Annotated in this window: 19 protein-coding genes; all 19 read right to left on the bottom strand. The window is 41.4% G+C overall.

Going from position 1 to position 11,920, the window contains the following annotated elements; all coding sequences use genetic code 11:
• Positions 1-51: 51 nt before the first annotated feature.
• A complete protein-coding gene (locus tag KVG29_RS08945) occupies positions 52-672 on the bottom strand; it encodes a DUF3862 domain-containing protein (RefSeq protein ID WP_252227997.1) in 621 nt (206 codons plus the stop codon).
• Positions 673-745: 73 nt separating this feature from the next.
• A complete protein-coding gene (locus KVG29_RS08940; RefSeq protein WP_252227995.1) occupies positions 746-1,084 on the bottom strand; it encodes a hypothetical protein in 339 nt (112 codons plus the stop codon).
• 5 nt (positions 1,085-1,089) lie between these two features.
• Positions 1,090-1,428 carry a hypothetical protein gene (locus tag KVG29_RS08935; protein WP_252227993.1) on the bottom strand — a complete coding sequence of 113 codons (339 nt, stop codon included), beginning with the start codon at positions 1,426-1,428 and terminating at the stop codon, positions 1,090-1,092.
• Positions 1,425-1,823 carry a hypothetical protein gene (locus tag KVG29_RS08930; RefSeq protein ID WP_252227991.1) on the bottom strand — a complete coding sequence of 133 codons (399 nt, stop codon included), beginning with the start codon at positions 1,821-1,823 and terminating at the stop codon, positions 1,425-1,427. Before KVG29_RS08930 ends, KVG29_RS08935 begins: the two co-directional genes overlap by 4 nt.
• 8 nt (positions 1,824-1,831) lie before the next feature.
• Positions 1,832-2,242, bottom strand: coding sequence for a phage tail tube protein (locus KVG29_RS08925; RefSeq protein WP_252227989.1), 411 nt, complete (start codon positions 2,240-2,242; stop codon positions 1,832-1,834).
• Positions 2,243-2,244: 2 nt separating this feature from the next.
• Positions 2,245-2,646 carry a minor capsid protein gene (locus KVG29_RS08920; protein ID WP_252227987.1) on the bottom strand — a complete coding sequence of 134 codons (402 nt, stop codon included), beginning with the start codon at positions 2,644-2,646 and terminating at the stop codon, positions 2,245-2,247.
• A 3-nt stretch (positions 2,647-2,649) separates the two neighbouring features.
• A complete protein-coding gene (locus tag KVG29_RS08915; protein ID WP_252227985.1) occupies positions 2,650-3,018 on the bottom strand; it encodes an HK97 gp10 family phage protein in 369 nt (122 codons plus the stop codon).
• Positions 3,018-3,311 (bottom strand): hypothetical protein, encoded by a 294-nt coding sequence (locus KVG29_RS08910; protein ID WP_252227983.1) that lies wholly within the window; start codon positions 3,309-3,311, stop codon positions 3,018-3,020. The genes KVG29_RS08915 and KVG29_RS08910 overlap by 1 nt, the downstream gene beginning before the upstream one ends.
• Before the next feature lie 13 nt (positions 3,312-3,324).
• Positions 3,325-3,843, bottom strand: coding sequence for a DnaT-like ssDNA-binding protein (locus KVG29_RS08905; RefSeq protein WP_252227981.1), 519 nt, complete (start codon positions 3,841-3,843; stop codon positions 3,325-3,327).
• Positions 3,844-3,953: 110 nt separating this feature from the next.
• Positions 3,954-4,793: a N4-gp56 family major capsid protein gene (locus KVG29_RS08900; RefSeq protein ID WP_252227979.1), complete on the bottom strand. Its 840-nt coding sequence runs from the start codon at positions 4,791-4,793 to the stop codon at positions 3,954-3,956.
• A gap of 26 nt (positions 4,794-4,819) precedes the next feature.
• Positions 4,820-5,425 (bottom strand): capsid assembly scaffolding protein Gp46 family protein, encoded by a 606-nt coding sequence (locus KVG29_RS08895; RefSeq protein ID WP_252227977.1) that lies wholly within the window; start codon positions 5,423-5,425, stop codon positions 4,820-4,822.
• A 93-nt stretch (positions 5,426-5,518) separates the two neighbouring features.
• Entirely contained in the window at positions 5,519-5,866 is a 348-nt protein-coding gene (locus KVG29_RS08890) for a hypothetical protein (RefSeq protein ID WP_252227974.1), read from the bottom strand.
• 67 nt (positions 5,867-5,933) lie between these two features.
• The gene (locus KVG29_RS08885; RefSeq protein WP_252227973.1) at positions 5,934-6,179 is read right to left on the bottom strand and encodes a hypothetical protein; all 246 of its coding nucleotides are present in this window, start codon (positions 6,177-6,179) and stop codon (positions 5,934-5,936) included.
• Positions 6,172-7,569, bottom strand: a complete 1,398-nt coding sequence (locus KVG29_RS08880) for a phage minor capsid protein (protein WP_252227971.1) — start codon at positions 7,567-7,569, stop codon at positions 6,172-6,174. Before KVG29_RS08880 ends, KVG29_RS08885 begins: the two co-directional genes overlap by 8 nt.
• 5 nt (positions 7,570-7,574) lie before the next feature.
• Positions 7,575-9,014, bottom strand: coding sequence for a phage portal protein (locus KVG29_RS08875; RefSeq protein WP_252227969.1), 1,440 nt, complete (start codon positions 9,012-9,014; stop codon positions 7,575-7,577).
• Positions 9,015-9,055: 41 nt separating this feature from the next.
• Positions 9,056-10,273, bottom strand: coding sequence for a PBSX family phage terminase large subunit (locus KVG29_RS08870; RefSeq protein ID WP_252227967.1), 1,218 nt, complete (start codon positions 10,271-10,273; stop codon positions 9,056-9,058).
• A complete protein-coding gene (locus KVG29_RS08865; protein WP_252227965.1) occupies positions 10,254-10,733 on the bottom strand; it encodes a hypothetical protein in 480 nt (159 codons plus the stop codon). The genes KVG29_RS08870 and KVG29_RS08865 overlap by 20 nt, the downstream gene beginning before the upstream one ends.
• A 14-nt stretch (positions 10,734-10,747) precedes the next feature.
• Entirely contained in the window at positions 10,748-11,524 is a 777-nt protein-coding gene (locus KVG29_RS08860; RefSeq protein ID WP_252227963.1) for a metallophosphoesterase, read from the bottom strand.
• A gap of 4 nt (positions 11,525-11,528) precedes the next feature.
• The gene (locus KVG29_RS08855; protein ID WP_252227962.1) at positions 11,529-11,822 is read right to left on the bottom strand and encodes a DUF7768 domain-containing protein; all 294 of its coding nucleotides are present in this window, start codon (positions 11,820-11,822) and stop codon (positions 11,529-11,531) included.
• Between the last annotated feature and the right edge of the window lie 98 nt (positions 11,823-11,920).

Below are 11,920 nucleotides of genomic sequence, written 5' to 3'. Positions count from 1 at the left end.
AAAGGAATAGCACTCATAAGAGTGCTATTCCGAGTAGCTCTAACTCTTGTTTTATTTAAGCCCAAATTGCGCTTTTGCCTCAACTTTGCCATTCTGAAATGTAACATTCATATTGCTCCCATCAGAATTGATCCAGGTATATATTTCTGTCCTCTGATCCATTATCTGACTTTCGGAGATTAATTGCCCTTCTCCAAGAATAGCTTCTACTTCTTCATATGTCATGCCATTCTGAATTTTATTGTACTTCTCCATTGTCACCCTGGCGTCCATACTCTGTAATCCTGCCTGAGCTTTAGTGATAACTTTGCCGCCTTGTAAGATTACAGAAATGTTGCTTCCATCGCTATTCGCCCACGAGTAAGATACTGTTTTTAATTCCCCTTCGCCAGATGATGAATCTTCTGTCCCCTCCCCAAGTATTGCTTTTACTTCTTCGTATGTCATCCCCATTTTTATTTGCTTGAATTGGTCCATGGTATACTTCTTGGTTTCAGTTTTAGTTACGGTTTGCACTTCTGTATTTTGTTGTGCTGTATTACTGGGGTTGGGCTGAACAGATATTTGGTTAGAACCTTTGTTATTACTCGAGGCTATAGCGATAATGGCAATTACAACTACTATTGCCCAAAACCATACTCTTTTATAAAGGGGCTTCTTTTCTTTGGCCATGGTAATACCTCCCATAATGTGTTTTTAAGTAAATTATACCATTGCTTCTGTAAATTGCAATTCCTATTCAGTATTACCACGGCCCTTTTAATCCTTTAGCTTTGGCCTCTTCAATTAAAGAGGGCAAATCTTGTTGGTTTGTTTCTTTCGGCATCGTTTTTATCTTAGACAATACCTTCTTATCGATAAAATCCTCTGGTTTATATTGTTTACCTTTTTTCCGTGCCAATGTACCACATATTGCTGCAGCTGCATTGGCTATCATTGCCGCCAAAAATGCCCAGTGATTATACTGGTCTGCCACGCTTTCTACCTCTTTTTGCCTTGATAATTCTTTAAGTATTGCTTCTAATTCTGAAGGTCTTAGCTGCTTTATTTCGTCTAGTGTCCAGCCAAACTCCCGTGCAAACAATACTACTATTTCTGCATTAAGCCATTCTGTGCCAAAGCCAGTATCGGTTTCAGTATTTTCTTTAGTCCTAAAAAATTTACGTCAATAAAAGCCTCCAAAATAGCCTCAATTTCGCTCATGTAGGCGACTTTTATATCTTCTTTGGTGATCTCCGGGAATATTACAGGGAGTTTCTCGTAAAGAATATCAAAATCTAAAGCTCCTAGCTCTTTTGAAATGTCTATATTAGCTATTTTCCCTTTGCTGGAAGGGAACAGATCAACAATGAGTTTCTCAAGTTCTCCTATCCGTCTCTCCTCTACACGAATTTCTTTCCCCGCAAAAAACACTACTTTGGTCCTCATGATACCCCTCCTATTTTTGGTTTTCCTATGCCTTTTAAATAAATTGTCTGCTCGTTAATTTTATTCTCTTCTCCTGCTAACTCTGGGATAATAATATACCCCTGTAGACATCCCATACGTGGCCCAGGCTCAATAAATAATCGCATAAAAGCTGTTTCGCCAACACCATCAAAAAGTCGTCTATCTCCCCAAAATGCTCTTGCAACAACATACCACCCTGTTGTTACGCCATATAAGTTTGGTGTTCTGCCAAAGCTATAACCATATACTTCTTCTAGATCCATTTCCCATAAAAAAATTCCGCCAACCTGTTCAAGTTTTTCAGGTTCGGTATCAAAAGAATGAGGGGCAGTTTCAAACAAATAAACTGCCCCTACTTTTCCTTTAATTGGCATACTTCAGATCAAACCCCTGCCGATAATGTTGCTGTTAGCGGTCCAGTGCCTGTAAAATCAAAACTAATTGTTACTTTATCGTCAACAGGCACTTCGATATTTGGCAGTTTAATTATTGCTTTCCCTGTAAACTTAACAACTTCGTTAACTCTTAGTTCGAGCGTCACGATCTGTTTGTTTATTGCACTGTTAATTAAAGCAACTTGTCCTTGCACATCATCTGGTTTAAAGTTTCCCTCAAAGCTTCCGCCCCAACCACTTAGCCCGGCCACATATTCTTTCCATCCCTTCGAATCAAAGCTAGTTACATCAATTTCATCGGGACCGTCTGGCTCCAATGACCAACTACCGATTTCAGCAATTTTTACAGGGGCAGTATCCCCAATATATACCCCTCCTCCATACCCAGCGATAGCCATACTTACTCAACCTCCTTAGCTTTCATTACTCTAAAATTGCATACAAAAATAGCCCTGGCATTCTCGTCTCTTTCGAGAAAGAAAGGGCTTTGTCTTGCCTGAATAAGCAAATATCGATGCCCATTTATTACAGTTTCGGATAGTCCATGCAAAGCATCTTTGATTTGCTCTATCTTCTCCCTCCCGGCAGCATAGCTCTTATTCCTTACCATAGCTTGCAGACTTGGATATTCTCCAGGCCAGTGTAAGTCTGGTGGTTCACCTGCATATTCAAACAAGGCAATACAATTGTCAGGAGCTGCCGGCATTTGCCCTTTGAATATGTCGGTACCAATCACTCCAACACCTTGCTGCTGTAAGTACAAGGCTATATCATCTAGCAGCACATCGGCATCACCTCTCATCTTTTAGTGCTCGTTTTTTAATGCTTGCTTAACAGCTTTTTTTACAAACCTATCGTATCGTGCTTTATTTTCGTTAAATGGATCTTCCAGATATTTTGCTTTACCCCCTTTCGGATGATTAAAATCCAATCTCTCATGTTGGAGTTTAGCATAAGGTAGGTCATATCCAACCGTATAATAGAAATTAGTGCCCTCATGCTTAAGTGGACTAATAGAGCAGTTGCTTTTTAAATCACCTGTATCGATTGGAGCTTGATTGGCGCTTTTACCTTGCAAATCTGCAGCACATATATAGAGTGCTCTCACTCCTGCTCCATGTGCAACTTTTTTCGCTTCATCTCCACGCCATTTCAAGACATATCCCTTAGCCATTACAATGCTACCTCGTAATAAACAATATTGCCGTCAAGGTCGACAACCTCATTTACGGCTATTGCAACGTATTCCCTACCGTTGTAAACAACCCTATCATCAGGTTTTAGCGGCTCAATGCAATACATGGTCGCTTCTGAGACTACCTCATTCCCTTGTTTATCTCGCACAAGTTTACGCTTCATTTCAAAGCGACAAGAGATAATCTTTTCACTTGGTACTGGTTCACCGTATTCGTTGTAGCCTATCGTTGTTTTTAGTGTTGCAGTTTGATTTAAATACTCTTTAATCATCGTTAACACCGCCTTAAACAATAGCGACTGCCCCAGCAAGATAAGGTTTAAGCAGCTCATATGCTTCATTGCTGAACAGCTTATTTATGCCCCTGCCAGCTCTTTCGTATTCCTCACTCACGCCCCCAAAGTCTACCCTGATTACTCCTTGCTCCTGTAGCCTGGTACGTGTGTTATTGCCATATTTGAGCAATGCAAGAGCTTCCTCACATTGTGCTTGTTTGACCTCTTCGGGTACTTTCTCTTGCACGATATAAGCAAGTGTGTAATCAAAATTGAACTGGCGTTCACGAGGATATAAAGGCATTCCTACTGCTGGCAACGCTCGTGGAAACTGTAGTATCTGATTCTCTGGGTCTGCTTTAATTCCCTTAAATTGCAGTCGTTCAATCCTCTTGCAGGCCATCAGGAGCGCTTTTTCTTTTGTGGCTGTGTCTGCTTGTTCCCACTCGTCTGTATAGAGTCGTCCTGCAAAGTAACTGTCTGCGAATTCAATGTCGACGTATGAATTGATTCCGACTTGGATTGCCATTCTTCAATCACCTCAAAATCGGTAGAGCGGGAGAGCCTTTCTGCAAGCTCCCCCGTTACCTCCCATATTAAGCCAGTACTTTTGTTTTTAACCCACATTTACATCACCTGTTAGGATTTGTTTGCAGTAATCACAACAAGAGCTTCTGGACGAATTACTTTGGCACCATAAAGATGTAAACCTTTTACCGCATCTGCAAACCTGCGCTCCGGTCTGTATGCTTCAACTTTGCTTATCTGTTCTGCATAGGTTATTGCCATCGGATGCCCGCACATGATCTTGTATTTTGCTCCAGCAGTATTTGCAATGTTATTGCTGATGTAAATTGTAAACCCGGCAGCCTCACCAACTTCACCTGTCCTTAGAGTGCGGTCAGAATTTGTAGATCCGGCTTTTACAAATCTATCATCCTTAAGTAGCAGCCCATAAAACCATGGCGGGACAACTGCCCAGCGGTTTGTTCTAGGAATACTAGCCTCGTCAAGTTTGATGCTTGCATCGACAAGCAGCTCATAAGCAGTTGTGGCAGTCGGCACAACTGGTGTAGTGTCATCACCAATTGCGTTGCCAGCATATACATACTGGCTTGCTAGATACTGGTCTGCTTTGTCTGCCAGCGCATATGCAGCCTCCTGCATTGCTGCATCCATCAGCTTCGGATTGGCCTGTGCAGCATCTACATCGTCAATCAGGAAATTGAAGTATTTTGCCTGGTCAATAACAAGCGTCCTCTGCGCATCGCTTAAAGTTTCAGGTGGATTGATGTCAGTATTTTTGGTATAGTCAGCAACCGTAATTGGACCTATGCTGTTTATTTTGACAGTGTCGCCATAGTTTCTGATTTCACCCTCATAATCGGTGTTCACAACATTCTTAAACACAAGATTTTTTCTCAAATTTTCCAGGAGCCTTGCACTCCAAATCTGCGGAATGAAATTGGTTATAGCCATCTAAATCAACCTCCTTAGTAGTGTTGTTATTTGATTAAGCCTTGTTTTAAAGCTTCTGAGATAATGTCCCAGTTTTTGTTTATCTCCTCTGGACTCATTCTTGCAATTTCTTCCTTTGTAAAAGTTCTTACCTGCTTGTTTCCCCCTGCAGGGTTTGTCGGTGCACCTACTTTTGTATTAGCTTGCAAGCCTAGCAATTTCTTAAGCTCTTCTGCGTCTTGCCTGATTTCCTCTTCTGTCTCACCAAATATACGGTCAGCTAATGAGAGAGGTAAGCCCATCTCAGTCAAAACTTTTTGCTTTGTCATGCTAATTCGCAATTCTGCAAGTTCCCTTTCTCTCTCAAGCTTCTCTCGCTCAAGCTCGGCAAGACGCATCTGTAATTTTTCCTGTTCGCTCATTTGAGATTCTTTAATCTTTTTCAATTCCTCAGCAGCTTTCTTGAGTTCATCATAGTCTTTGTATTTTTCACGTTCTCTTTTGAGACGCTCTGCTAAGATACGCTCAAGTTCCTCTTGTGTGAATGTCTTCTGTTGCTGCTGAGTATCATTGCCCGCTGGCTGAGTATTATTGTTATCCTGCCCAGCGTCAGCAGGATTAGTTTGTGTTGTCTTATTCATGTCATCAGCCATGATTCTTTACCTCCCTTTCTTTTCCCACTGATTAACCGCTCAGCGTAAAGCGTAAGATTTTATGCAAAAATAAAAGCACTCTTTGTTGAGTGCCTACTCGCTGTTTTGCTTTGGCTTCATGCCTGCCAATTTGAGTATGCTCTCTGGTGGTTCCTCTTCAAGCACATTCCTGTATAAGCTAACAAGTTTCTTTGCAGCTTTGCGTTTTTCTTCCATTGGCGCTTTTACGCCCCCCCGAGCTCCCGCTAATGCCGCTGCCGCTGCATGTATACCATTGCGATTCAATGTTCCGTCTGGTTCACGCACAGGTAACTTGCATTGCTCCTTACTCGTTGGCTCCCCATCATGAAGGTGTATCAAACAAGCCCTGTGCCACTGCTGCAAGTCATAGTCGGACTCCTTTATGTCACCCCAAGGCTTGTTGCTGACCTTCTCAGCCATTTGGTACTCACCTCCTTGCAAGAAGGCATAAAAATACCACCTCAACCCTGTTTGGTTGGGTGGTTGGTTAGTGGAATATCACTTTGATTCTTGTCGCCAAGTCTTTAATTGATGTTCCATCAATTTTGTAGTTATTTAAAAACTCCTCAATGGTGTCATACTCTTCCTCAGTTTCCGGTTTGTTATACTCACAAATATAGATTTTATCATAATACAAAAGCGAATAATGCTTGTCATTGTGTTTAAATTCAATCTCACGTACGGTTTTTAAATCATCAATAAACTCATCCAAACTATTATAAACATCATACATCTTTATCACTCCCGATATCTCTGACATTTTCTTTTTCTGCTTCTGTTAATTCTCTAAATTTTTCACTCCGCTTTCCGTCTATCCAATCATGAGCATGTGGGACAATTGGATGGGCTTTGGGGTGCCCATGGTCTGTGAAATCAATATCCAATTTAGCATTACCTCTGTTGTCGTAAAATCTTCTTCTAACCACCTTGTTTAATTCTGGATGTAAAGCATCTATTATCGCATTTTCAAAGGCCTTCTTGGGCAATTTGTTGCCTTTGATAGTAATTATACCACTTTCCTCGTCAATTTTCACTATGTTGTTGATATTAAAGTTTACAAGGTATTTATTGAGCCCATTCAAATAATGTTTATCGATATTGTTCATCTTGTCGCCTACTTTTTCATAGCTCTTTTTCAGTTTTTTAGCGGCTTTTAGTCTTTCTATTAATGGAGCTTGCTCATTGTAAAGCACTTCCCTTGCTCTCCGCCTGATAGTCTGTATTGTTACCTTATCACGCATTTCTTTGTAGTCCTGCTTCTCTTTTTCGCTTCTCGGATCCTCTGTCAACGATGTATTGCTGTACCTTTGCGTTTCATCTGCATCAGGATCTAGCTCACGTACATAGGGGACAAGCACGTGGCGACAGTTAGGATGTTTAGGGATCCTTACCAGGTCACCATCGTATTTGGGATACCGCTTATCCTTACCACTTAAGCTGAATACCTTCCCTTGCAATGGCGCACATAATTCGCATGTAGGATAGTGCCTTGTAATTTGCACCAAATCAATGTCAAACTCTTTACAAGCATTAATTGTTGCTACTGTTGCAATTTCTCTGGTGGTTGTTCTGGCCACCATCTCGGCATAAGCATCAAGTCGCCATTCTCTGCCCAATTTGTCTTTAAACCCTGTCAATCCCTTACTGAGGAGTTTCTCTTGTAAATTTCTGGCCATCTCCTGCCACGTCTGACCTACCGTGAACTTTTCTGCCTCCGCTTCTAACGCTGCGCGCCTGTAGTAGTCGTTGATTCGGCGTCCTGCATAATTCGTGGCACTACGTAAATTATCGAACATATTTTGAGCTATAACGTCAATGGCTCTCTGGTGTATCTGCGCAAAGCTCGGGTTTATATCCTTCTGCATCCCTATTTTGTTGATATACGCTAACACCTGTGTGTAATTCTGTTGATAAATCTTCGGTATATTCTCTTGGATCCATTGCGCAGCATCTTTGTCCAGCTGGTTTAAAATCTCCATTATCTGTTTTAAATGCTGTTTATAAAACCATGTTGTTCTTGATTTTTGGGCCTCCTTTTGTAGCAACACCTTCAACACATTCAAAAAGCCCTGCCGATACAACTCGACAAGGCTTTGTATGAGCTTTTCTTCATCGAAAGGCATCTATATCACTCACTTTGTGCTTGCTGTGTTTGTTGCTGATTGTTCAAGTTTACAGTGAACAGAGCTGGGGCTTCCTGCGCTGTTTCAACTGCTATCTTTGTTAGTTCTTGTCTCAATGTCTCTGCATCAAACTCAAAGAGCCTCTTTAGTGCTGTCTCTCTGCTTATCAGTCCATTCTGTACAAGCAGGCTGTAAATTTCCGCCTGTTCTTTCTCATCCTGGGGCAACCCGTCATTCCAAGCAATGTTTATTGTGCTAAGTTCAATACCACGTCCAAATTTAGCTTCAAGCTGGCTTGCTAACTGCAACACTTTCTTTATGGCAGGGTCAAAACGCATCCTAATCCTGTTTACTTTCGCAAGTGGCGTCATCATCAGCCTACGCAATGCCGTGCCGCTTTCAGCAAGCCCCGACTTAAGTTGACCAAATGCTGCAGCACTTGTCTCCGACAATGTGTATAACTGCTCCATCAGCAAATCAATCTCTCTATAAGCTGCTTCCAGTTGTCCGTCCCATGTGATGTATTTTGGTTCAGGATCGCCTTGCTCAACCGGGAAGTATTTCCCGCCACCTTTTACCACGTATTCGCCATACTCATTCTGCTCTAAAGCCCAAGCCGGCCCTGCCATGTTTGGGTCAGCGTGCTTGTCAAGGATTCGGCTTATCTGTGCTACCCTTATCTCCAGCTCCTGGATGATACTGTCCAAATCTGAATAATCGTCCTGGCCATATACCCTGTCACTGGTAAGGATGTTGTGTACAGGTACCACAAGGAAATCATCCATGCCCGTGGCCTGTTCTGGCTGTAAATCGTCATAAAAACTCGTAACATCCAGTTCTTGCTTGATTACACCATCTTTCAACTCAAAAAGCTTATTCGTGATTTTACCTTTCTCATGTATCTCAAGCCGCAAATAAGTGGTCTTCTTGTCTTTGTTCAGCAACGTCGGTGTCGGCACTTCAAATGTCCAAGCAATTACATGAGCTCGCACATCCTTGATGTTGTCTGGGCTAACAACAGGAAACCACAAAGCTGGTGGTATTGCCTCAATGATAGCTCTGCCGTCATAACGCAGCTTGAATATGCCTGTGCCGTATCTTGAAATGTCCAAGGCCACCTCATAAGCAACATTGAAAAAATCATTACTCTCAATGATTGCTTCAAGCTGCTGTTGCTCTTTTGAGTTAGGAGCACCCGCTGTTATCCTCGGCCTCTCACCTAACAGCAAGTCAGCCCATAACGTTGATAGTCGCTTGTGCCAATTCAAAATAATCTCCAGTGTTGCTTTCTTGTCGTCTCTAAGTAACCGCACCCAATCCTTAAATACAAGCTCATGCCTGCCTTCAAAGAGCTTTCTGTTTTGTTCATAACGTTGAAGTCTTTCTATTTCGCTATCTGGAGGCCATTTTTGCCCTATATTAAAAAATTTCAAATCCGTTATCATTCCATCACCACCTTATTATACGAGACGAAAGTTCCGCCTAATTACCAGCCTTTTGGCTTATCTATTACTCTGCGCTGTATAGTTTGCCCTATTGGATATTGCGAATGTAATGCATATCTCAACGCATCCATACAATGGTCTGCTATTTTCAAAGGTTTATCCTGGCCGTTTTGCTGTGCTTTTGTGTCCCATGCATAGCTGTAAAATTCTCTGATTGTGTTTTTGCAGCTACTGTGTACAAACAGTTTTTGCTGACTTAAAAACTTGCTTACCGTTGCTATCCCATCGAGTACATCATTGTTTGCCTCTCGAACATTAGAAAACCCATCGGCTTTTAGTTGCTGTAATAACGCTTGTGCCGACGGGTCTACATATATGCGATGTGGTTTTATATCGCCCAGCCACTCTTTAAAGTCCTTGCTGTATTTGTCAACCGTCTTTGTCTGCTCTCTGCCTTCGTGGTAGTATTCCTTGACAACGTAAGCTATGCCATTGTGAAAACCAATAAGCAAAAACACAGTCGGATTTTGCATGCCAAAGTCAATGCCTACGACGTACTTGTCAAACCTCTCTGGCAACCTCTCAACAACGTGCACCTTCTCATCAAACATATCATAGATAATTCCTTCTGCCGCTACCCATTCGCCAAGAATAAACCGCTTATAGAACAAGCCCGTGTAAGTCTTCTTGATGAATTCGATATATTCGCTTGGCAAAAAGGGATTATCCTCAAGCAAGAACTTCATAACAAAATAGTCCTTCTCATCGGCTTTTTGAATGTATTCCGTGTAAAGCCAATGATAAGGACTATCCGGGTTTGTCGTTGCGAATACTTTAGCCCCTTTGACACTACAGCGAGCTAATAACTGTTCAAAAACGCTTCTCGGATATGTCGTTACTTCGTCGCAAAGTGCACCCGCTAAAGTTAGGCCTCGAATCCTTGTCTCTGCTTTTTCGTCATTTGCACCAAGAACAAAGATTTTGTGCCCTAAAAACTCTATCTCGTCTCTGGTGATTGTATAGGTAAAACTGTCTTTGCCAAGGTATTGCTCGATAACCGGTATCACATTTCGCCTTACAGTATCTCTTGTTTTGCCAACAATTGCGAAATGTTGTTTTTGTTTAAAACCAACCACATGCAGCAAAAACGCTATCGTTGTTATTATTGTCTTCCCTGTCCTGACACTGCCATAAGCAATGTTTAATTTTTTGTTAGCTAATCTGACAAACTCTTTTTGCTTAGTGCTGAATACAATCATCGTTCAAGGCACCTACAATTTCTTGCAATCTTGTTATCAGTTCGTCTTGTGCTGCCTGCTGTTGTTCATCAAGCCCTAAGGCTAACCGCTGACCTTTCTGTATCTTTTCCATCACATTTGCAAATTTCTCAAGAATATATGCACTAATACGACCATCTTTTGTCATCAAGTTTTTTGGGTTCTCAAGTGCTTGTCGCAATATATTTAAAAACTCACCCCATAAGTTAAGGTGAGTTATATTCCAGTTAACCTCTTGTTCAATTTGCTTTTCTATAACCCTCTCAATAATTTTGCTCTGTTTCTGCTCTTGCAGTGCTCTCTTTTCATCAGTCCAACCTCTTGTTTTCGCAGCAAAATACCCATTGTACTTAATGCCTTTTTGGGCTGCGAATTCCCTAACGGATTCATATTCACCCAAAATAAATTCTTTTTTCAGCTTATCCCAATCGTACCTTGCCACATCACCTCACCACCTCATACTTCTACGCTCACCTTCTTCTCTAAGCCCGAGTACAAAACAACTTTAGGGCATCCACTCTTTTGTGGCCTATACCCTTTTCTTTCTGCATATCCGCTCCAACCAGCCCAAGCGCCAGTTAGGACAAAATACTTTATCTCTTCGAGTAAACAATTGTTTTTGTCATCAAAAAACAACGTCTTAGCAGGGTATACTATTTGCTTATGTGCATGCCCCATAATATAAACGTCAATGTTTTCTATTGCCAATTGTGAAAGTTCAACGTTGTTCAAAACGCCGCCGGGTCTCCTTGTTGCACTGTAACCATGTGTCAGGTAAACGTTATATGCAATTTTTCTATTATTCCTAAAATGACCAAATCTAATTTTAAGAACAACGCCATTCGGTGAATATCTATCTTCCAATCCTAAACTCATAGCCAAATCTTCTGTTAAATCAACATCCACATCTTTCTTGCTCCTATATTCATGGTTTCCTGTTGTTATTGCCAGGATTTTATGAGAAATAGGTTTTAATTTTTCAATCAAATATTTCTTTTGTTGACTGGGTGGCATAGTCTCGTTATATACATTACTGATACTTGTTTTAATAGCATTGTTCATTAGGTCTCCTAATAGCACTACGTATGCGTTATTTGTATGTTCAATATAATTCAAAAAATTTAAAAATTCTTTTTCTTTAAATTCAGGGTCGCCAACGTGTAAGTCGGATACAGGATAAAGCTCAACTGTTTCAAGCGTTTCAGGCAAATCAGCAACTACGACTTTAGGCATTTTGTCACCTCTTAAACTCAATTACTTTGCCCAAATCTAGCGCATATTCCAACTCTGCCCTGCACCCCTCGCTGTTTTCCCAGTCTCCACATATCCAGATAACATTTGCAAGCTCTATATAAGCGTAACATATGTCCATTGCTTCAGCTTCATCAATCTGGCCTAACAAGTGCCCTATTTCTAAAAGTGCACATATGGGTATATACCCTTGTGTTATTGCTTCCTTAACATACTTTTTTACTCTTTTAAGATTCTCTCTTGGATTATTTCTGTATGGATGAGCAATATAAACCACCATACACCCCTGCCCCCACCACCCGCCTGTGCTGGACTACCATAAATACGAAAGCCGCCTCGGTCCCTACTCCCTCAGTGCGTACTAGATTCGCACGGTTC

It is taken from the genome of Caldicoprobacter algeriensis (genome assembly GCF_023838525.1).
Lineage (GTDB): Bacteria > Bacillota > Clostridia > Caldicoprobacterales > Caldicoprobacteraceae > Caldicoprobacter > Caldicoprobacter algeriensis.
The sequence above is the reverse complement of the archived record's forward strand: the minus strand, read 5'-3'. Positions and strand labels throughout refer to the sequence as shown.

Excerpts from the sequence above, each read along its gene's own strand:
- KVG29_RS08945 (WP_252227997.1), bottom strand. The coding sequence starts at position 672 with ATGGCCAAAGAAAAGAAGCCCCTTTATAAAAGAGTATGGTTTTGGGCA.
- KVG29_RS08935 (WP_252227993.1), bottom strand. The coding sequence starts at position 1,428 with ATGAGGACCAAAGTAGTGTTTTTTGCGGGGAAAGAAATTCGTGTAGAG.
- KVG29_RS08930 (WP_252227991.1), bottom strand. The coding sequence starts at position 1,823 with ATGCCAATTAAAGGAAAAGTAGGGGCAGTTTATTTGTTTGAAACTGCC.
- KVG29_RS08925 (WP_252227989.1), bottom strand. The coding sequence starts at position 2,242 with ATGGCTATCGCTGGGTATGGAGGAGGGGTATATATTGGGGATACTGCC.
- KVG29_RS08920 (WP_252227987.1), bottom strand. The coding sequence starts at position 2,646 with ATGAGAGGTGATGCCGATGTGCTGCTAGATGATATAGCCTTGTACTTA.
- KVG29_RS08915 (WP_252227985.1), bottom strand. The coding sequence starts at position 3,018 with ATGGCTAAGGGATATGTCTTGAAATGGCGTGGAGATGAAGCGAAAAAA.
- KVG29_RS08910 (WP_252227983.1), bottom strand. The coding sequence starts at position 3,311 with ATGATTAAAGAGTATTTAAATCAAACTGCAACACTAAAAACAACGATA.
- KVG29_RS08905 (WP_252227981.1), bottom strand. The coding sequence starts at position 3,843 with ATGGCAATCCAAGTCGGAATCAATTCATACGTCGACATTGAATTCGCA.
- KVG29_RS08900 (WP_252227979.1), bottom strand. The coding sequence starts at position 4,793 with ATGGCTATAACCAATTTCATTCCGCAGATTTGGAGTGCAAGGCTCCTG.
- KVG29_RS08895 (WP_252227977.1), bottom strand. The coding sequence starts at position 5,425 with ATGGCTGATGACATGAATAAGACAACACAAACTAATCCTGCTGACGCT.
- KVG29_RS08890 (WP_252227974.1), bottom strand. The coding sequence starts at position 5,866 with ATGGCTGAGAAGGTCAGCAACAAGCCTTGGGGTGACATAAAGGAGTCC.
- KVG29_RS08885 (WP_252227973.1), bottom strand. The coding sequence starts at position 6,179 with ATGTATGATGTTTATAATAGTTTGGATGAGTTTATTGATGATTTAAAA.
- KVG29_RS08880 (WP_252227971.1), bottom strand. The coding sequence starts at position 7,569 with ATGCCTTTCGATGAAGAAAAGCTCATACAAAGCCTTGTCGAGTTGTAT.
- KVG29_RS08875 (WP_252227969.1), bottom strand. The coding sequence starts at position 9,014 with ATGATAACGGATTTGAAATTTTTTAATATAGGGCAAAAATGGCCTCCA.
- KVG29_RS08870 (WP_252227967.1), bottom strand. The coding sequence starts at position 10,273 with ATGATTGTATTCAGCACTAAGCAAAAAGAGTTTGTCAGATTAGCTAAC.
- KVG29_RS08860 (WP_252227963.1), bottom strand. The coding sequence starts at position 11,524 with ATGCCTAAAGTCGTAGTTGCTGATTTGCCTGAAACGCTTGAAACAGTT.
- KVG29_RS08855 (WP_252227962.1), bottom strand. The coding sequence starts at position 11,822 with ATGGTGGTTTATATTGCTCATCCATACAGAAATAATCCAAGAGAGAAT.